Below are 16,922 nucleotides of genomic sequence, written 5' to 3'. Positions count from 1 at the left end.
GGTTAAAGGTTGAAGCCTGCAACCCAAAGCGCGATCGAAAACAGCACGGTCAGCCCCGGGTAGACGATCGCGGGCGGCGCGAGCCAGGCGCCGCGGCCGCTGCGCGACAGCAGCACATGAACGCATGCGACCAGCAGCACGCCACCCGCGATACAGAACAGCCAGTCCGGAAAATACGCGCCCAGCACGCCGACCGACGGCGCGTCGCTACAGGCAGTCAGCGTCGCGCACGACATCAGGCTCGTCCACGCATGGCGCCCAAGGCGCAAACCACTCGACATCGCCGTCTCCCCTTGATGGCAGGCAATGAAGCAATACGGTTCAGCGCGTCAGGTTCACTTTCGCGAGATCGATCAGCTCGCTGCCGCGGCCGTCCATCACCGCCTTCATCATGAAGAGGCCGAAATGCCAGGCTTCATCGATGGTGGTCTTCGGCGGCATGATCAGTTCCTGGCGCGCGCTGACGACGTCGACCAGCGCGGGCCCGTCGTGTGCGAGCGCTGCCGCGAGCGCGCCTTCGAGTTCCTGCGGTTTCTCGACGCGGATGCCCTTCACGCCCACCGCTTCAGCCATGCGCGCGAAGTTCGGATTGACGAGGTCGCAGCCGGAATCGACGAAGCCTGACGCGCGCATTTCTATCTCCACGAAGCCGAGCGTGCCGTTGTTCAGCACGATCACTTTCACCGGCAGCTGCGCCTGAACCAGCGTGAGGAAGTCGCCCATCATCATCGTGAACCCGCCGTCACCAGACATCGAAACCACCTGGCGGCCGGGATACGCGGCCTGTGCGCCGATCGCATGCAGCATCGCGTTCGCCATCGAGCCGTGATTGAACGAACCGACCAGCCGGCGCCGGCCGTTCAACTTCAGATAGCGCGCCGTCCATGCTATCGGCGTGCCGACGTCGCAGGTGAAGATCGCGTCGTCGGCCGCGAGCTGGCTCACGAGCCGAGTCACGTACTGCGGATGGATCGTCGTGCTCGACGGATTGCTCTCGGCGAGCGAGTCGAGATCCTTGTGTGCCTGCCGGTAATGCGCGAGCGCGCTGTCGAGATGCGACGAATCGGTCTTTTCGTTGAGGACCGGCAGCAACGCGGCGAGCGTGTCCTTGACCGTGCCGAGCAGCAGCAACATGTCGCACGTGGATCCAGTCGATCTCGCCGGAACGCCTGAGCGAATCGGAAACGCCGTTCAGCGAGTCGCCGACGACGCCGTAAATGCGCTTCACGCCGGCGTGCGTCAGGGCATCGACCAGATAGTCCGCTGCGGTAGTCATGATGCCTTCCGCGAACGAATGTGAACGTGGGGTCGGTTCATGATGCCTCCTGTGGATGAGCGGATTCGCGCCGCGCTCTCAGGCCGTGCGGCGTTGCGTCAGGTCATCGAGCAGTTGCAGGTCCGTGACGGTGTACGAGATGCCCATGCGGAAGCCCGCGCCATTGCGCACCGGCGCGAGCGCCGACAGTTCCTCGCCCGCCGCGTCGGGAAACGTCACCGTGCCTTCGCCCGCCCAGGCGTCGACCACCGTGAGGTCGTCGGTGATCGAGAGCACCAGTTCGTTGATCGCCGGCTCGTCGTGCTGGCCGGCCGACAGGCGTGGGAAATACCGCAGGTTCACGGTCGGTCGCGACAGCAGCGTCGACGGATCGGCGACCGACTCACGCAGCGTCACGCGCGCCTCGACGAGCCGCTGACCGCTCGCCGACATGCTCGCGCCGAAGCGGCCGCCGGCCGCAACGGGCGCGGCGGCCTTGCTCGGCGCGACATAGCTACGCGTCTGGTATACGCTCGCGAGGCGCTTCGGGAAACCCTGAATCCAGCCGCGCGCGAGCGCCGCATCGTTGTCGACGAAGATGTACGGGCACCATGCAACGCGCCGGTCGCCGTATCTGGCGTCCACCAGCAGCAGGAACTCGCGGTACTGGTAGCGCGCGGGATCGAGATACTCGTCTTGCTCCCCGGTGAACTGCCAGTCGATGAAGAGCACGACCGCATGACCGTTGGTGTCCGGATCCGGCGTGAGGCCCTGCGGCAGCGTCGCTGCGGTCGCGTCCGGCGAGGCCCAGAACTCTACGCCGATCACGTCGCCCGAGTAATGCCACGGCGGGGGCGGATTCAGCGACGACTTGCCGAGCGGCGTCCGCGGTACTGTGTATCCCTTCAGCATCTCGTTCTCCCGGTGACAAGGCTTGCAGGCACGTGTGCCGGCGGCCTCGGGTTGACTGCGACCATGGTGTCGCGGCTGGTCCGGGCGTGCTTTAGGATTCGCACGGTGACGTATCGAAATCGTACGAACCGGCGAACCGGGTAGGCGCGATGCGAGCCGGGTCGCTGGGTACGTCGCCACCTGATCCAACTGTCGATGCATGAGCCGGATTTCCAGCGACGAGAGTGCCCGGTCCTTCGGTATAAACGAGGCAATGGACGCAGCGCCAACGTCCGCTGCGGGGTTGCCACGCTTGAGTTGGCCCCGAGCGAATTGGACCTGAATCAGTTGCCTTCGTGGCTGGTCGAGCCGATCGCGCCACAGCAGTTGGGCGTGTCGACGGTTTATACGCTGAAGATCGTCGGCGGCCCGGGTTGCGCAACAGGCAACTGAGCACCAGCCGGGACAGCGAGCGGTTCAATCCCAGCGCCCATCACAGCCGCCGCCTGTCGCGGCCTGGTGCGAAACCGGGCACCGTCCTCCGATGAGTGACTGGCAGTGATGAGACAGCGACGCTTGTCAAAGCCAGATTGTCAAAGCCATTCTGAAATGTTCGCTTCAATTATGTCAAATTACCGCCGAAAGAAACCGCGTTCCAGCGCTGCAATAGATGTCCTTCCCTCTCGCCGCAGGCCGTCGCAAACGCGTACGCCCGAACTAACACCTTGCGCGATCGCCTTGCGGGACTACATTTAATCAATATCCGTCAAGACCATATGGCGTGATACGAGCGGCGAATCGCGGAATGCGTCTGTCGCGGTGACATAAAAGGAGATACCAAATGGCAGAGATAGACAAGGAAGACGTCGTTGCGGTGCTGAACCGGATTCTCGAATCCGAGTTGGCCGGCGTCGTCCGATATACGCACTATTCGTTTCTTGTTTTCGGATTCGGACGCATTCCGATCAGATCCTGGCTGCGCGAGCAGGCCGACGAATCGCTGTTGCACGCACAGCAGGTCGGAGAGTGGATCACCACTCTGGGCGCCTATCCGTCGCTTGCGATCGGTCCCCTCCTCGACTCGCACACATTCGATATCGCGTCGATCCTCCGCGAGTCGCTGCAAGCCGAGAACCTCGCGCTGGAACTTTATCGCGAACTGCTCGCGCTGGTCGAGGACCGCTCCGTTGCACTCGAGGAGTTCGCCCGTCAGATGATCCATGTCGAAGAGATGCACGCGGGCGAAGTCGACAAGATGCTGCGCCGCCCTGGAGAAATGACGACGTCAGCCGAACGGCAGGCGGGCCAACCCTGATCAAACTGACTATGGCGGCACGTGCGTGGCGCGCCACGCACGGTGGCGCGTCCCGTCGGGCTATCGGGCCGGAAGACCCAGCATTTCGCGCGCCTTGGCAGCGCTCGCCACCGGCCGGCCATATTCGCCGCACAATGAGGCCACCCGCGCAACCAGTTGCGCATTGCTCTTCGCCAGCGTGTCCTTGTCCCAGCGCACATTGTCTTCCAGACCCGTGCGGCAATGCCCGCCCATTTCGAGCGTCCAGTGATTGACCTCCAACTGATGCCGTCCGATACCAGCGGCGGTCCACGTTGCATCCGGCAATAGCGCCTTGAGTTGTTGCACCTCGAACTCAAGAATCTCGCGACGCGCGGGCAGCGCGTTTTTTACACCCATCACGAACTGGACGTGCACAGGAGATTTCAGCAGCCCTTGTTGCACGAGGTCCACTGTGCTGTACAACATCGCCAGATCAAAGATCTCGATTTCCGGTTTGACATCGTAGTCGAGCATCATTTGCGCAAGCGCACGCACAAAGTCCGGCGGATTTTCATAGACGGTAGTCGGAAAATTGACAGAACCCGTCGCGAGCGATGCCATATCCGGCCGCAGATCGAGCATCGCGCCGCGTTGCTCGAACGAACGGCCACGACCACCTGTCGAAAACTGAATGATGATGTCAGGGCAGTGCTTCCGGATGCCCTCCTGGAGAGCGGCGAAACTCGACCGGTCGGAACTGGAGTTCTCCTGTTCGTCACGCACGTGCAGATGAACGAGCGATGCTCCGGCTTCGTACGCTTCGTGCGTGCTTTCAATCTGCTCGGAGATCGTGATCGGCACAGCCGGGTTGTCCTTCTTGCGCGGAACTGAGCCAGTGATGGCAACGGAGATAATGCACGATTCACTCATGGCTAACACTCCCGTTCAACGTTTCCATCTCGCCCATAAAGCGAGCTGTCATGACCGCGTGCCTGGCGAAATGCCCGCACACCACGTGTTCCAAGTCTAGTTCAAATGCGCGCGATGAGGATCGCGCCCCTCGGGGCAGACGGAACGCGTAAACGTTCGCCGGCCCGTCCGCGTTGCCACAACTCATCAGCATGCGTCCCGTTGAGACGGCATTTGAACAGCAAGAGGTAGCGCATGACGTCGCTTCGTCAGACCTATCGCCGGCAGGCCCGGCTGTAGCGAATCTGCTTAAGTCAAACCGCCGGCGACACGCTTCGCCGCCGCGAGTGTTCTCCTCAACCTCTCATCCAGTTCGAGTGTCTCGGCCAGTTTGCGATTAGGTACCTCGAGACCGAATGGAATGCCCGGAGGCAACGCCTCGATAAACTCGCGCAGCGGCAAGCCGCCCTCGCCCGGCAACAGGCGGTCATAGCGTGCTTCTTCGGAAATAGCCGCCGTGGCCGCTGGCGCCGTCGCGCTGGCGTCACAGAACTGCGCGTACCTGATTCGTGCGGGATCGAGAGTCGCAATGTCGCTAATCTTGCCGCCGCTGCGCATCAAGTGAAAGGGATCGAGCAAAATCGCGCCGTTAGCTTGCCCAGCTTCGCTCACGATCGCATTGGCTGCCTGAATGCTGCCGACGCCGAGCCACGCCGCAAATTCGAGCGCGCACGAAATGCCGAACGGTGCAGCCAGTTCGCAAAGCTGGGCGAATTTCTCAACGGCCAGCGAACGGTCGGCAATATCGATCAGCGTCAAAGCATTGCGTGCGCCGAGACGCTGAGCCGTCTCGAACACACGCTTGAAGTCCTTCACGTCGCGTTCAGGCGTCAGCAGCATGACTTCGATATCCAGCACTTCGAGAGCGGTGTCGCGTAAGCGAGCTTCCGTCTCGAGCAACATCGGTGAGTTGTCGAACATCGGATGCTGTGCCTCGCCCGCCCGAAACGGGCTGAGGCGCAGACTGACCGCGTCGTAGCCCGTGCGGGCCGCTGACGCCACCAGTTCAGGTGGCGTCAGTTCGATCGCTGTGAGCGGCACCAGGGAGTAGAGCCGTGTCATCGCATCGTCCTTGTATCAGCCTGCTTCGCTCATGGTCGGCTCGGCACGCGTCCGCTCGTGCGCAATTCGTTTCAGCAGATCGAGGGCGACGTCGACGATCATGTCTTCCTGGCCACCCACCATCTTGCGCCGGCCCAGCTCAACAAGAATGTCCACGGTTTTGAGGCCGTACTTGCTTGCCGCCACTTCCGCATGACGCAGGAAGCTCGAATACACGCCCGCGTAGCCGAGCGCGAGTGTTTCGCGGTCCACGCGCACCGGACGGTCCTGCAACGGCCGCACCAGATCGTCGGCCGCATCCATCAGGCGGTACAGATCGCAGCCGTGATTCCAGCCCTGACGCTCCGCAGCCGCAATGAACACTTCCAACGGTGCATTACCCGCACCTGCCCCCATGCCCGCAAGACTCGCATCGATGCGATCGCAACCTTCTTCGACCGCCACCAGCGAATTCGCGACGCCAAGACTCAGGTTGTGATGCGCGTGCATGCCGGTCTGCGTTTCCGGTTTCAGCGCGTCCTTGAATGCGCGGAACCGGTCACGGATATCATTCATGCCGAGCGCGCCGCCCGAATCGACCACGTACACGCAGGTCGCGCCGTAGCTCTCCATCAGCTTCGCCTGTTCGGCGAGCTTCTGCGGCGTGGTCATGTGGCTCATCATCAGGAAGCCGACGGGGTCCATGCCGAGTTCGCGCGCGAATTCCAGATGCTGACGCGAGACGTCTGCTTCGGTGCAGTGCGTGGCGACCCGTACGATGCGCGCGCCGGCGTCGTATGCGTTGCGCAGATCGTGGGTCGTACCGATACCGGGAATCAGCAGCGTTGCAATCTTCGTGGTCTTGACGCTCTCTGCCGCTGCGGCAATCCACTCGACATCGCTATGCGCACCGAAGCCGTAGTTGAAGCTCGATCCTTCGATACCGTCGCCATGCGCGACTTCAATGCTGTCGACGCCTGCCTGGTCCAGTGCCGCAGCAATCGCCTTCACGTTCGCAATGCTGTACTGATGGCGGATCGCGTGGCTGCCGTCGCGTAACGTGACGTCCGAGATGTAGAGCTTTTTATCGTGCGACGTCATTACACGGCCTCCTTATGACCACGCGCGATACCGGCAGCAACCCGGCGACGCGCCATCATGTCGCCGCACGCGAGCGCGGCCGACGTCATGATGTCGAGATTGCCCGCATACGAGGGCAGATAGTGAGCGGCGCCTTCCACTTCGAGAAACACCGACGTTTTCAGGCCATGCTTTGGACCGATGCCAGGCACGTTCAGCGGCTGCTCCGGCGAGATCACATCGAACTGCACCTTCTGCTTCAGACGATAGCCGGGCACGTAGGCCTGCACGCTCGCCACCATCTGCGCGATGCTGTCTTCAATCAGCTGCTTATCCACCAGATCGGACAACACGAACACTGTGTCGCGCATGATCAGTGGCGGCTCCGCCGGATTGAGCACGATGATCGCCTTGCCGCGCGTTGCGCCGCCGAGTATTTCGATCGCGCTGCGCGTGGTCTCGGTGAACTCGTCGATGTTGGCGCGCGTTCCCGGCCCCGCCGACTTGCTCGAGATCGACGCGACGATTTCCGCGTAGTGCACCTTCGTTACGCGTGACACTGCGGCGACGATCGGAATCGTTGCCTGGCCGCCGCAGGTCACCATGTTCATGTTGCTCGCGTTTTCGGCTTCGAGGTTGATTGCGGGAATCACATACGGGCCAATCGCCGCGGGCGTGAGGTCGATCACCTGCACGCCGTGCTGTTGAAGCACGTCGTTGTGACGCTTGTGCGCGCCTGCCGAGGTGGCATCGAACACAATGTCGATGTCTTTGAACACGTCAAGCTTGAGCAAGCCGTCGATCCCCTCAGCGGTGGTCGCCACGCCCATACGCTCGGCCCGCGCGAGGCCGTCCGATTTCGGATCGACACCGACCATCGCACCCATTTCGAGGTGTTTGCTGTTGCGCATCACCTTGATCATCAGATCCGTGCCGATGTTGCCCGGCCCGATGATCGCCACCTTTACCTTGTCAGTCATATCTTCTCCGGAACCCTGCTTCATGCTTTGGGAAGCACCGCGCTACCATCCACGACGCGGTCCGCAACGGTCTTGCCGCCACGGCCCCAGCAATCGGGCGGCACTTCTTCAATCAGTACGCGCACGCCGTCGATCGGCATCTCGAGGCTTTCCGCCATTGCCCGCGAGACACTTTCGATCAGGCAGCGTTTCTTCTCAGGGCTGCGGCCCTCGAGGATCTTGATCAGCGCAATCGGCATCGCCTTACCCCTTGACGTGAAAACCCGCACTGCCGAGCTGTTCCATGTCGACCGACACGTATTGCCCGGGCTTGATCCACTCGGCCGGCGTTGCGCCGCCCGCCATCACGACCCAGCCGGCTTGCAACGGCTCGCCCGCCTGCGCCGACAATCGCGCCGCTGCAACCAGCGAACGCAGCGGATGACCGAGCAGCGCCGCCGTCGAGCCGACCTGCACGGCGCGGCCGTCGATATTCAGCGTGAGGCCCAAATTGGCGAAGTCGATCTTCGGATCACGCCACGCGCCGATCACGAAACCGCTCGACGATGCGTTGTCCGCGATCACCTCGGGCAGCGTGAACTTGAAATCCTTGTAGCGCGAATCGATGATTTCGAGTGCCGGTGCAATCGCTTCAACAGCGGCGAGCGCTTGCGGTCCGGTCACGTCGCCTTCGAGCGAATGCTTCAGTACGAATGCGATTTCCGGTTCGACGCGCGGATGCACGAAGCGGGAGAAATCAATCGCGGTGCCTTCTTCGATCTGCATGCCTCCGGTGAGGCGGCCCCAGATCACGTCAGAGAGACCCATCTGAACCATCTTCGCGCGGCTCGTGAAACCCATCTTCACGCCGACCCGGCGCTCGCCTCGCTCTACCCGCCGCTTGATCGACGCGGATTGAATCTCGTAGGCCTGATCCAGCGACAGGCGGCCTTCGGGATCGAACTGGGCGACTTCGGTTGCATGGCGCGCCGCGTCGTCGAGCAGCGTCGCATATTCGGTAGTAGAGCTCATTAGCGCGCCTCGCTCGCGTTTTGCCTGGAATCGGCTTCGAACACGGCCCGCACCGAGCCCAACCCGTTGATGCGCGTTTCGAAGATGTCGCCGGGCGTCACCGCCACCATCGGGCCGAGCGCGCCGGACAGCACCAGGTCACCCGCCAGCAGCGGCGTACCGAGCGCGGCCATCTTGCGGGCCAGCCACACCACCGCATTGATCGGGTTGCCGAGGCAAGCCGCGCCCGCGCCGACCGACACCGGCTCGCCGCGCCGCTCCATCACCATGCCGCACAGCCGCAGGTCGAATTCGGACAGTTTGCGAGGACTGTTACCGAGCACATACGCAGACGACGACGCGTTGTCGGCGATCGTGTCGGTAATGCGGATATTCCAGTTGGCAATCCGGCTGCCGACAATTTCGAGCGCCGGCAGCGCGTAATCGATGGCGTTCAACACATCGATCTGGCCCGGATTCGGCATCCGCAGATCGCGGCCGATCACGAAGGCGACTTCGGCTTCGATCTTCGGCTGAGTCAGAATGGACGCGGGAATGGGTTCACCGTCGCCGTAACCCATGTCGTCGAACAACATGCCGAAGTCCGGTTGATCGACACCCAGTTGTTTCTGCACGGCCACCGAGGTCAGGCCGATCTTGCAACCGACAATACGCCGGCCTTCGGCCACGCGCCGGTCGGTGTTCGCGCGCTGAATCGCGTAGGCGTCTTCAATCGTCAACTGCTCGTAGGTCTCGCGCAACGGCGCGATGAACTGACCGCTACGCTCGGCCTCGACCAATGCGTCGGCCGCCTGTTCAATCAATTGAGGTGTCATTTTCCGTTCTCCTGTGCGGTTGCGGCGAGCTCGTCCTTGGTTTGATCGCCGACGGCCCAATACATGGCCGGCGTGAGCGTCGCGTACACGCGGATGGTGTTGAGCGGCGCGCCTAGCGTTTCGTGCACCGAGCGGGCCACTGCCTTGACGCACGCCTTGACGGCGGCATCGTCGCGGCCTTCGACGAGTGAAATATGGATGATGGGCATGGCTTTCCTGTGTGCGTGACGCGATGCGATGTCGGGTTAAAGTGCAGCGGGCGGCGCAACCACCGCCGCCGTCTGGCCGCTACGCGCAAGCGAAGCGGCAACATTCCCCTGAGCTTTCATGTCTTCGATGAAAACAGTGAGCGCTGACGCTGCTTCGGAACGATTCTTCGGCACGCCCATCGCCTGGCGAATCGTCATAAAGCTGTCGTCGAGTACGCGCAAGCCCTTATGCGTCGATGCATAACGGCTGACTACCTGGCGCACGCCGGCAGCAGCGTCGCAGCCTTGTGTGACGAACGCCTCAAACGCTTCGGCGGCGGTGGCGTGACGTTCGATCAGCGCATGTTTGAGCGTGCGTGTCAGGTAGAGGTCGTATGCGCTGCCCTCGCCCACCGTGATGCGTACGCCGCCGCGGTCGACCTGCGCGCTACGCTGCAGCGGCGATGCTTCGTGCACCATGTATGCGCCTTCGATCAGCACATACGGCGGCGTGAAGGCGATCTGCTCGCCACGTGTGGGATCGATCGCGAGAAACGCGACGTCCCACGCGTTGTTGGCGAGTGCTTCGAACACTTTTCCCGCGGCGTCAAACGTGACGAATTGCACCTCCACACCGAGCCGCTTGGCGAGTTCACCTGCAAGGTCGACGGAAACGCCGCTGAGTTCGCCGTTATCAGCCGAACGCTGCGCGAGCACCGTATTGCCGAGATTGATCGCCGCGCGTAGCACGCCGCCCGGAGCAAGCTGCTCACGTGCCTGCTGAAGTACCTGCTGAAGCTGTGCGTCGCTCATGACGTGCGCTCCAGCACGGACCATACCGGGCGCGGACCTTCCGCCTTGCCGGTGATCGGTGGCTTCGGCAGTTTGGCCTCGCCTGCTTCGATCCTGAAGTGATGTGCGAGCGAATACCACGGTCCCTGAATATCGCCGGAGGGTGCGGGCTCGTTGTCGTGCGACACGTATTGACCCACGAGCGCCTGCGTCACGCCGAATTGCACGTCGGTATAGAGATTGGGATCGTCGCTCGAATAGACCTGCGAGAACTGGGTCTTGAAACCGGGCTTGTAGATCATGAAGTGGATGTGCGCCGGACGCATGTTGTGGCGCCCTTGCGCGCGCAACAATTCGCCTACCGGTCCTGACAGCGGAATCGGATAACCCGCCGGCTTTACGCTGCGAAATGCGATATGCCCCTGGCTATCCGTCGTGAGCTTGCCGCGCAGATTCATGTCGGCCTGCTCGGGGTCCTGATTTTCATAGAAACCTTCGGCGGACGTGTGCCACACGTCGACTTCGGCACCTTCGACCGGTTTGCCGTCGGCATCGTGCACCCATGCATCAACGAAGATCGGCACGCCCGCAGTTTCCGAGCGGACGATCGAACCGCCGTTTGGCGTTGCGGGCGAATCCATCCGCCAGAACGGCCCCATCAGGTTGGCGGTCGTTTCGGTCTGGCCGTTTTCGCCGTTATTCAGCAGACAAACCAGCGACGAGAGTCCGACCGAACCGGCTGCCAGCACGACCTCGTTGTGCGACGCGGTCGACAGTTGTCCGAGCTTTGCGATGAAGCCGCAGGCCTGATGAAATTCAGCTTCAGTAAGTTTGGCGTCGCGTGCGAAGTCATGCAGATGCTGCACTGCGGCCGACATGATTTCGCGGAAGCGCGCATTGGGCGCGCGGCTAACTTCTGCGAGAACCGCCTGGGTGACGTCTTTCTGATTACCGATGATCATGCCTGTCTCCAATCGTTTGCACGCTACGCCGGCTTTTCAGTCGCTACGGACTTTGTGGACGATGCGCTGCTGTACGTGCTGCAACCATGATGCACGCCAACTGAACATACCGTCCAATACCGTTTTTTAAATTCCTGATACCGTATCGGTATGGCTCTAAGCCACCACGAATGTCTCGCCGATATCGGCGTACGAACTGGGAAGAGAGACGATGGAACTGAAGCAGATGCGCTATTTTCTTGCCCTCGCCGAGGAACTGAACTTCGGGCGGGCCGCCGAACGCCTGCACATGGCGCAACCACCGCTCACACGGAATATCCGTGCGCTGGAAGAAGAGCTCGGCACGCAGTTATTCATCCGTACGGCCAAAGGGGCGGAACTGACGGAAGCGGGTCGTGCACTGCTCGACGAAGTACCGAACATTCTGGCGCTGTCCCGTCGCGCCGAAGAACAGACCCAACTCGCCGGCAAGGGCTATATGGGGCGGCTCGACGTCGGCATCTTCAGTTCCGGGATCCTGAATGTGATTCCGCGACTGCTTGCCGATTTTCATACCGAAAGGCCCGAGGTAAAAATCGGCTTGCACAATATGTCGAAGGCAGAACAGATCGCGGCACTTCGCGAGCGGCGCATCACGATCGGCTTTAACCGGCTGGTGCCGAACGAAACGGATATCGCCGTCGACTGGGTACAGCGCGAGCCTTTTCTCGTAGCGCTGTACGAAGGGCATCCATTGTGCGAGAGGAAAGCTGTGACGCTGCGCGACCTCGATAACGAGCGCATGATTCTGTACCCCAATGCGCCGGTACACGGGCTCGCGCAGGAGGTCACGGCAGCATTTCGTGCGGAAGGCGTCCGTTTGCGCGTTGAACAGGAAGTGGAGGACGTCGTCACGTGCATCGCGCTGGTTGCGAGCCGGTTCGGCGTGTGTGTGACGACGGAGTCAGCGGTCAACCTGCGCTTGCCCGGCGTGGTGTATCGACCGCTTAAATCAGCTCAGTTGCGGGAAATCGAATTGAGTTGCCTTTATCGGCGCGAAGACACCTCGCCGATCCTGCAAGCCTTTCTCAAGTTGATACGATCGTCCCGCTCGAAACATGTCCGCGTGAAGCACTGAACGAATGAACCGGCGCGCAGGCCGCCCCCATGGGCGGCGGTGAACTGCTCGGCCCGGAACTCGCCGACGCCGCACGGCGCGTCGGTTCGCAATTGACCGTGAACAGGTATCAGTCCGCCGTGGAAGAAGTCGAACCGGTCAGCGACGGTTGGGCGTTTCACGGTGCGTTTCCCGTGTGGTCTGGCATGAGCTGTTGCCTTTACTGGGCCGACGCGCTCGCGCCGGCCGTGCATTGCTTCGACGGCAAACAGGATCGCATCATCGCGGGTCTTAACGCGCCGATCACCGCCATGCTGTTAGGCGGCGACACGCTGATCGTCGTCCATGACGGACACTACGTGCGGCTCGAAGCAGACGGGCATGTCAGTCTGCCAGTGGCGGCGCCGACCGGCCTCGCCTTTGTGCCTGAAGCGGACGGTCCAGCGTTGTACGTGACGAGCGACCTTGCGCGACGTGCACACTGCAAAAGATCCAGGCCATTCCCCACATTCATGCCTGGCACGCCGCATGTTGCGAGGGCCAGGCACGATCCTCAAGCAGGCGTAATCCACCTTCGCAATAACTGGCCGAGCATGCATTGCCCCCTCGAGGACTGGGTTGCGCCAGTAATCATGCAGCAACGTGCGACTGAGCGTTGAGCGAATCCGCTACAGGCTCCCCCGCATAACCATGCGACTCGCCATCAGACGCTACCTCAAACACCGATCCTTTCTGCCACGAAAGCGTCGCGAGTTCCGCAAGCTCGAGCGCCTTGACACCATCCTGTATCGTCGTTCGCACAGGAAGCCCCTGCGTCAGCGCCTCGACGAAATGCGCCATCTCCGCAGCATAGGCCTGCCGATAGCGCTCAAGGAAGAAAGGCTCCGGAACGTCGATCGACACTGCACCGGCCGACCAGGCGGTCACCTCGGTCGGCCGAACATTGCCGGCCTGCAGCATGCCCTTGCTGCCGAGCACTTCGAAGCGCTGATCGTAGCCATAGGCAGCTCGCCGCGACGTGTTGATCTGGCACAGGAGCCCGCGCCGGGTGCGAATCGTCACCGCGGTCGAATCGATATCGCCCGCGTCCTGAACAGCCGGATCGGTCAGGCAACTGCCGGTGGCGTGAAGCGTTTGCGCCTCGTCGCCCAGAATCCAGCGAAACACGTCCAGATCGTGGATCAGCATGTCCTTGAAGATGCCACCTGAGCTCTTGATGTATTCGACAGGCGGCGCACCCGGGTCCCGGCTCGTGATGATCAGCATCTCCGGATCGCCGATCTCGCCACGCTCGATGCGCGCCTTGAGCGCCGCGAAGGTGGGATCGAAGCGGCGCTGAAAACCGATCATGCAGGCCACGCCATTGCGCGCAACCGCCGCTGCGCTCTCGCGCGAACGCTCGACCGCCAGGTCCACCGGCTTTTCGCAGAACACGGCTTTCCCGGCATTCGCCGCCTTGATAATCAGATCCGCGTGCGTATTCGTGCTCGACGCGATGACGACGGCACCTATCGAAGGGTCACCCAACGCGCCGTCGACGTCCGTCACTTTCGCGCCGTGCATCTGCGCGAGCGCCTGTGCCGAAGGCGCGTGCGTGTCGGCCACATACTTGAGCCGCACGCCCGCCTGACGTACAAGGTTCGCTGCATGAATCTTGCCGATGCGGCCGGCCCCAAACAAAGCGATATCAATCATCGTATTCTCCCGTTTCCTCAGTTTCGTCAAAATGAAGCTCCAGCCTGTCGGCAAGAGCGGTAAATAGCGCCTGGCATCAACACATCGTGTTAGAACGAGTGGTTAATGCCGATATAACCGCCAGTCTGCGAATGTCCCGGCAACGGGTTGTCGAGATTGTCGTTATTCAGACCGGGGGTGTTGTTCACCACAGAAAAATTCGATCCACTTCCGTTACGCACGTGCGCAACCGTTGCATACAGGAGCGTGCGCTTCGACAAGCTGTACGTTGCACCCGTCGCAAACAGCGTTGCATGGCCGGACGGATCGTGTGTCGCATCTCCCGCACCAGACCCGACATTGATGTGATACACAGCGCCGTTAAGCGCCAGCGCAGGCGTCAGCCGATATTGCGCGCCGAACCAGTAGTAATCAGCACTGCGCGCGAGACCGGCAGGTGTGTCAGGCGCGCTGAGATGCGTGTAGGCAGTCTGCAGCGTGAGCGCATTCACATACAGGTTGGCGCCGACAAAGAATTCTCGTGAGCTGACGAAAACGTTGCTCATGCGCCCATTCGGGTCCCGCAACTCGTCGTACATGCCCCGAAGCATGAATAGCGCGTTCCTGTAGGTCAGTTGCACGCCATCGCTACGGCCAGCTTCGTCGGCAGCTCCGCGGTTGAATGCACCTGCCTGATTGCCGAGCGCGTACTGCACATGTGCGCTGAAGCCGTTAATGGAAGGCGACTGATACTCGATGTTATTGCTCGTGATCGGTACATTGCGGCTTCGAACGAGTGCTGTAGATGAATAGGCTTGTTGCACCATTGGATCCATATCCCACTGGTCATTCGCAATGAACAGATTGCGTCCCATCTGGAACCGGCCATACTGGTCGCTGTTGATCCCGACGAGCGCCTTGCGGCTAAAGAGGCGTCCACCGCTGCTGCCGGCAGTGCCCGACATCAGATCTGTGCCCGATTCGAGATTGAAAATGACTGCCAGCCCCCCACCCAGGTCCTCTTTGCCGAGCAACCCAAACCGGCTCGCCCCGAAGTCACTACTTTCAGCACGCAAGCGCGAAGCTGTCGTGCCGGTGCCGGTCTGCACCTGACTGAGAAAATCGAACCCCGCATCCGCTACGCCGTAAAGCGTCACTGTGCTTTGTGCTTGCGCAGTAGCACAGGCGAACGAACATGCGCCGACCAGCGCGCCAAAAGCTGCCTTCTTCATTGCGTCTCCATAACCACGGTTGTTTTTTTCTAAAAGCCGCCCCCACACCGTCGTATGCTGCGGTGCTTCTTTTGTTCAATCTGGGGGACGCCTGGATCTACATCGTCGGCATTGCGAACTCGGCGCCCTGTCCGCGACCGCCTAGCCAGCGTTGCGTGACGGCCTTTTGCCGCGTGTAAAAACGCACCGCCTCCGGACCGTGCGCATGGTGATCGCCGAGAAGACTCTTCTTCCAGCCGCCAAAGCTGTGGAACGCCATCGGCACAGGAATGGGCACATTGACGCCAACCATGCCGGCCTGCACCAGATGGCTGAACTCGCGTGCTGCCTCTCCATCGCGGGTAAAAATCGCGGCGCCGTTGCCGTATTCGTGTTCATCGACGAGCGCCAATGCCGTAGCGAAATCCGGCGCACGCACGATGCAGACTACCGGTCCGAATATTTCTTCGCGGTAGATCTTCATGTCGGGTGTGACATGGTCGAACAGCGTGCCGCCGAGGAAGAATCCCCGCTCATGACCGGGCACCACCCGCTCGCGTCCATCGACGACAAGCTGCGCGCCCTCGGCTACGCCCGATTCGATATAGCCGACGATCTTTTCGCGATGCTGCGCGGTAACGACCGGCCCCATTTCGCTCGCGGCCGCCGTCCCAGGTCCAACGCGCAATTCGCGCACCCGCGCCGCAAGCTTGTCGACCAGCGCGTCACCGATCGAACCCACCGCGACGGCCACCGAAATCGCCATGCAACGCTCGCCGGCCGCGCCGTAACCGGCGCCCATCAACGCATCCACGGTGCGGTCCAGATCGGCGTCCGGCATCACGACCATGTGATTCTTCGCGCCGCCCAACGCCTGCACCCGTTTGCCGTTCGAGCAACCGCGCGAATAGATGTATTCGGCGATCGGCGTCGAACCGACGAAGCTCACCGCCTTGACCTTTGGATGGTCCAGCAGCGCATCGACGGCTGACTTGTCGCCCTGCACGACGTTGAACACACCGTCCGGCAACCCCGCTTTCTGCAGAAGTTCGGCAAGCAGCACGCTGGTCGTCGGGTCGCGCTCGGACGGCTTCAGGACGAACGTATTGCCACACGCGATAGCCATCGGAAACATCCACATCGGGACCATCGCCGGGAAGTTGAATGGCGTGATACCCACGCAGACGCCGAGAGGCTGCCGCATCGTCCATCCGTCGATGCCTTTGGCGATCTGCTCGGTATAGTCGCCCTTCAGCAGTTCGGTGATGCCGCATGCGTACTCCACCACTTCGAGGCCGCGAATCACCTCGCCTTTCGCATCGGACAGAACCTTGCCGTGCTCTGCTGTAATCGTCGCAGCGAGCCGGTCGAGGTTGCGTTCGATCAGTTCCTTGAAGCGGAACATGATGCGGGCCCGCTTGAGAGGGGGCGTCGCCGCCCATGCCGGGAATGCCGCCGCGGCCGCAGTTACCGCGGCGTCGACGTCGCTTTGTGAAGCAAGTGCGACGTGCGAAGCAACGTCACCGGTCGCGGGGTTATAAACGGGAGCCTGGCGTTCACTCGAGCCGGACCTATGCTTGCCGCCGAAAAAATGCGCGATGACGGTCACATCATCTTGAAAAGACGTACTGATTCCTGCCGCTTCCATAAGGCATCCTTAGAACATATGAGGAAAAATCAA

Annotated in this window: 19 protein-coding genes and 2 pseudogenes; 3 read left to right on the top strand and 18 right to left on the bottom strand. The window is 61.6% G+C overall.

Features of this window, described 5'->3' with window-relative positions:
* Positions 1-2: 2 nt before the first annotated feature.
* The 5 genes and pseudogenes from AC3WOG_RS08190 to AC3WOG_RS08170 all read right to left on the bottom strand — a co-directional run.
* Entirely contained in the window at positions 3-281 is a 279-nt protein-coding gene (locus tag AC3WOG_RS08190; protein WP_492577506.1) for a YtcA family lipoprotein, read from the bottom strand.
* Positions 282-321: 40 nt separating this feature from the next.
* Positions 322-1,134, bottom strand: coding sequence for a thiamine pyrophosphate-dependent enzyme (locus tag AC3WOG_RS08185; protein ID WP_492577505.1), 813 nt, complete (start codon positions 1,132-1,134; stop codon positions 322-324).
* Positions 1,135-1,174: 40 nt separating this feature from the next.
* Positions 1,175-1,276 (bottom strand): annotated as a pseudogene (locus AC3WOG_RS08180) (hypothetical protein); the annotation flags it as partial.
* Positions 1,277-1,354: 78 nt separating this feature from the next.
* Positions 1,355-2,167, bottom strand: a complete 813-nt coding sequence (locus AC3WOG_RS08175) for an acetoacetate decarboxylase family protein (protein WP_492577504.1) — start codon at positions 2,165-2,167, stop codon at positions 1,355-1,357.
* A 141-nt stretch (positions 2,168-2,308) separates the two neighbouring features.
* A pseudogene (locus tag AC3WOG_RS08170) lies at positions 2,309-2,461 on the bottom strand (tyrosine-type recombinase/integrase); the annotation flags it as partial.
* Between the two features lie 526 nt (positions 2,462-2,987).
* Here AC3WOG_RS08170 and AC3WOG_RS08165 point away from each other — a divergent pair.
* On the top strand, positions 2,988-3,461 hold the full coding sequence (locus AC3WOG_RS08165) for a ferritin-like domain-containing protein (protein WP_492577503.1): 474 nt from the start codon (positions 2,988-2,990) through the stop codon (positions 3,459-3,461).
* A gap of 60 nt (positions 3,462-3,521) precedes the next feature.
* Here AC3WOG_RS08165 and AC3WOG_RS08160 read toward each other — a convergent pair whose 3' ends face one another.
* The 10 genes from AC3WOG_RS08160 to AC3WOG_RS08115 all read right to left on the bottom strand — a co-directional run bounded on the left by AC3WOG_RS08160 (position 3,522) and on the right by AC3WOG_RS08115 (position 11,260).
* Entirely contained in the window at positions 3,522-4,352 is an 831-nt protein-coding gene (locus AC3WOG_RS08160) for a 3-oxoadipate:acetyl-CoA acetyltransferase (RefSeq protein WP_492577502.1), read from the bottom strand.
* A 288-nt stretch (positions 4,353-4,640) separates the two neighbouring features.
* Positions 4,641-5,453: a sugar phosphate isomerase/epimerase family protein gene (locus AC3WOG_RS08155; protein WP_492577501.1), complete on the bottom strand. Its 813-nt coding sequence runs from the start codon at positions 5,451-5,453 to the stop codon at positions 4,641-4,643.
* Positions 5,454-5,468: 15 nt separating this feature from the next.
* Positions 5,469-6,533, bottom strand: a complete 1,065-nt coding sequence (dmpG, locus tag AC3WOG_RS08150; protein ID WP_492577500.1) for a 4-hydroxy-2-oxovalerate aldolase — start codon at positions 6,531-6,533, stop codon at positions 5,469-5,471.
* Positions 6,533-7,492, bottom strand: a complete 960-nt coding sequence (locus AC3WOG_RS08145; protein ID WP_492577499.1) for an acetaldehyde dehydrogenase (acetylating) — start codon at positions 7,490-7,492, stop codon at positions 6,533-6,535. The genes dmpG and AC3WOG_RS08145 overlap by 1 nt, the downstream gene beginning before the upstream one ends.
* 20 nt (positions 7,493-7,512) lie before the next feature.
* On the bottom strand, positions 7,513-7,731 hold the full coding sequence (locus tag AC3WOG_RS08140) for a 2-hydroxymuconate tautomerase family protein (protein ID WP_492577498.1): 219 nt from the start codon (positions 7,729-7,731) through the stop codon (positions 7,513-7,515).
* Between the two features lie 4 nt (positions 7,732-7,735).
* A complete protein-coding gene (locus AC3WOG_RS08135; RefSeq protein ID WP_492577497.1) occupies positions 7,736-8,503 on the bottom strand; it encodes a 2-keto-4-pentenoate hydratase in 768 nt (255 codons plus the stop codon).
* On the bottom strand, positions 8,503-9,318 hold the full coding sequence (mhpD, locus tag AC3WOG_RS08130) for a 2-keto-4-pentenoate hydratase (RefSeq protein WP_492577496.1): 816 nt from the start codon (positions 9,316-9,318) through the stop codon (positions 8,503-8,505). The genes AC3WOG_RS08135 and mhpD overlap by 1 nt, the downstream gene beginning before the upstream one ends.
* Positions 9,315-9,527: a tautomerase family protein gene (locus AC3WOG_RS08125; RefSeq protein WP_492577495.1), complete on the bottom strand. Its 213-nt coding sequence runs from the start codon at positions 9,525-9,527 to the stop codon at positions 9,315-9,317. The genes mhpD and AC3WOG_RS08125 overlap by 4 nt, the downstream gene beginning before the upstream one ends.
* Before the next feature lie 36 nt (positions 9,528-9,563).
* A complete protein-coding gene (locus AC3WOG_RS08120; protein ID WP_492577494.1) occupies positions 9,564-10,319 on the bottom strand; it encodes a transporter substrate-binding domain-containing protein in 756 nt (251 codons plus the stop codon).
* A complete protein-coding gene (locus AC3WOG_RS08115; protein WP_492577493.1) occupies positions 10,316-11,260 on the bottom strand; it encodes a dioxygenase family protein in 945 nt (314 codons plus the stop codon). The genes AC3WOG_RS08120 and AC3WOG_RS08115 overlap by 4 nt, the downstream gene beginning before the upstream one ends.
* A gap of 211 nt (positions 11,261-11,471) precedes the next feature.
* Between AC3WOG_RS08115 and AC3WOG_RS08110 the strand changes: the two genes are divergently transcribed.
* The gene (locus AC3WOG_RS08110; RefSeq protein ID WP_492577492.1) at positions 11,472-12,377 is read left to right on the top strand and encodes a LysR family transcriptional regulator; all 906 of its coding nucleotides are present in this window, start codon (positions 11,472-11,474) and stop codon (positions 12,375-12,377) included.
* Positions 12,378-12,406: 29 nt separating this feature from the next.
* Positions 12,407-13,015: a hypothetical protein gene (locus AC3WOG_RS08105; protein WP_492577491.1), complete on the top strand. Its 609-nt coding sequence runs from the start codon at positions 12,407-12,409 to the stop codon at positions 13,013-13,015.
* Here AC3WOG_RS08105 and iolG read toward each other — a convergent pair.
* From iolG to AC3WOG_RS08090, 3 genes are all read right to left on the bottom strand, one after another.
* Positions 12,987-14,051 carry an inositol 2-dehydrogenase gene (gene iolG, locus AC3WOG_RS08100; RefSeq protein WP_492577490.1) on the bottom strand — a complete coding sequence of 355 codons (1,065 nt, stop codon included), beginning with the start codon at positions 14,049-14,051 and terminating at the stop codon, positions 12,987-12,989. The two genes, AC3WOG_RS08105 and iolG, sit on opposite strands and share 29 nt — an antisense overlap.
* Positions 14,052-14,140: 89 nt before the next feature.
* Positions 14,141-15,262, bottom strand: coding sequence for a porin (locus AC3WOG_RS08095; protein WP_492577489.1), 1,122 nt, complete (start codon positions 15,260-15,262; stop codon positions 14,141-14,143).
* 97 nt (positions 15,263-15,359) lie between these two features.
* Positions 15,360-16,889: a CoA-acylating methylmalonate-semialdehyde dehydrogenase gene (locus AC3WOG_RS08090; protein ID WP_492577488.1), complete on the bottom strand. Its 1,530-nt coding sequence runs from the start codon at positions 16,887-16,889 to the stop codon at positions 15,360-15,362.
* Between the last annotated feature and the right edge of the window lie 33 nt (positions 16,890-16,922).

The sequence above is a fragment of the Paraburkholderia sp. FW306-02-B genome (genome assembly GCF_058782725.1).
Note: the sequence above shows the minus strand (reverse complement) of the source record. Positions and strands in the feature narration are given on the sequence as shown.

What these genes read in the sequence shown, in the direction of transcription:
- AC3WOG_RS08140 (WP_492577498.1), bottom strand. Translation starts at nt 7,731, where the DNA reads ATGCCGATTGCGCTGATCAAGATCCTCGAGGGCCGCAGCCCTGAGAAG.
- AC3WOG_RS08090 (WP_492577488.1), bottom strand. Translation starts at nt 16,889, where the DNA reads ATGGAAGCGGCAGGAATCAGTACGTCTTTTCAAGATGATGTGACCGTC.
- AC3WOG_RS08155 (WP_492577501.1), bottom strand. Translation starts at nt 5,453, where the DNA reads ATGACACGGCTCTACTCCCTGGTGCCGCTCACAGCGATCGAACTGACG.
- AC3WOG_RS08095 (WP_492577489.1), bottom strand. Translation starts at nt 15,262, where the DNA reads ATGAAGAAGGCAGCTTTTGGCGCGCTGGTCGGCGCATGTTCGTTCGCC.
- AC3WOG_RS08105 (WP_492577491.1), top strand. Translation starts at nt 12,407, where the DNA reads ATGGGCGGCGGTGAACTGCTCGGCCCGGAACTCGCCGACGCCGCACGG.
- AC3WOG_RS08135 (WP_492577497.1), bottom strand. Translation starts at nt 8,503, where the DNA reads ATGAGCTCTACTACCGAATATGCGACGCTGCTCGACGACGCGGCGCGC.
- AC3WOG_RS08175 (WP_492577504.1), bottom strand. Translation starts at nt 2,167, where the DNA reads ATGCTGAAGGGATACACAGTACCGCGGACGCCGCTCGGCAAGTCGTCG.
- AC3WOG_RS08110 (WP_492577492.1), top strand. Translation starts at nt 11,472, where the DNA reads ATGGAACTGAAGCAGATGCGCTATTTTCTTGCCCTCGCCGAGGAACTG.
- AC3WOG_RS08160 (WP_492577502.1), bottom strand. Translation starts at nt 4,352, where the DNA reads ATGAGTGAATCGTGCATTATCTCCGTTGCCATCACTGGCTCAGTTCCG.
- iolG (WP_492577490.1), bottom strand. Translation starts at nt 14,051, where the DNA reads ATGATTGATATCGCTTTGTTTGGGGCCGGCCGCATCGGCAAGATTCAT.
- AC3WOG_RS08165 (WP_492577503.1), top strand. Translation starts at nt 2,988, where the DNA reads ATGGCAGAGATAGACAAGGAAGACGTCGTTGCGGTGCTGAACCGGATT.
- AC3WOG_RS08185 (WP_492577505.1), bottom strand. Translation starts at nt 1,134, where the DNA reads ATGTTGCTGCTGCTCGGCACGGTCAAGGACACGCTCGCCGCGTTGCTG.
- dmpG (WP_492577500.1), bottom strand. Translation starts at nt 6,533, where the DNA reads ATGACGTCGCACGATAAAAAGCTCTACATCTCGGACGTCACGTTACGC.
- AC3WOG_RS08145 (WP_492577499.1), bottom strand. Translation starts at nt 7,492, where the DNA reads ATGACTGACAAGGTAAAGGTGGCGATCATCGGGCCGGGCAACATCGGC.
- AC3WOG_RS08125 (WP_492577495.1), bottom strand. Translation starts at nt 9,527, where the DNA reads ATGCCCATCATCCATATTTCACTCGTCGAAGGCCGCGACGATGCCGCC.
- AC3WOG_RS08115 (WP_492577493.1), bottom strand. Translation starts at nt 11,260, where the DNA reads ATGATCATCGGTAATCAGAAAGACGTCACCCAGGCGGTTCTCGCAGAA.
- AC3WOG_RS08190 (WP_492577506.1), bottom strand. Translation starts at nt 281, where the DNA reads ATGTCGAGTGGTTTGCGCCTTGGGCGCCATGCGTGGACGAGCCTGATG.
- mhpD (WP_492577496.1), bottom strand. Translation starts at nt 9,318, where the DNA reads ATGACACCTCAATTGATTGAACAGGCGGCCGACGCATTGGTCGAGGCC.
- AC3WOG_RS08120 (WP_492577494.1), bottom strand. Translation starts at nt 10,319, where the DNA reads ATGAGCGACGCACAGCTTCAGCAGGTACTTCAGCAGGCACGTGAGCAG.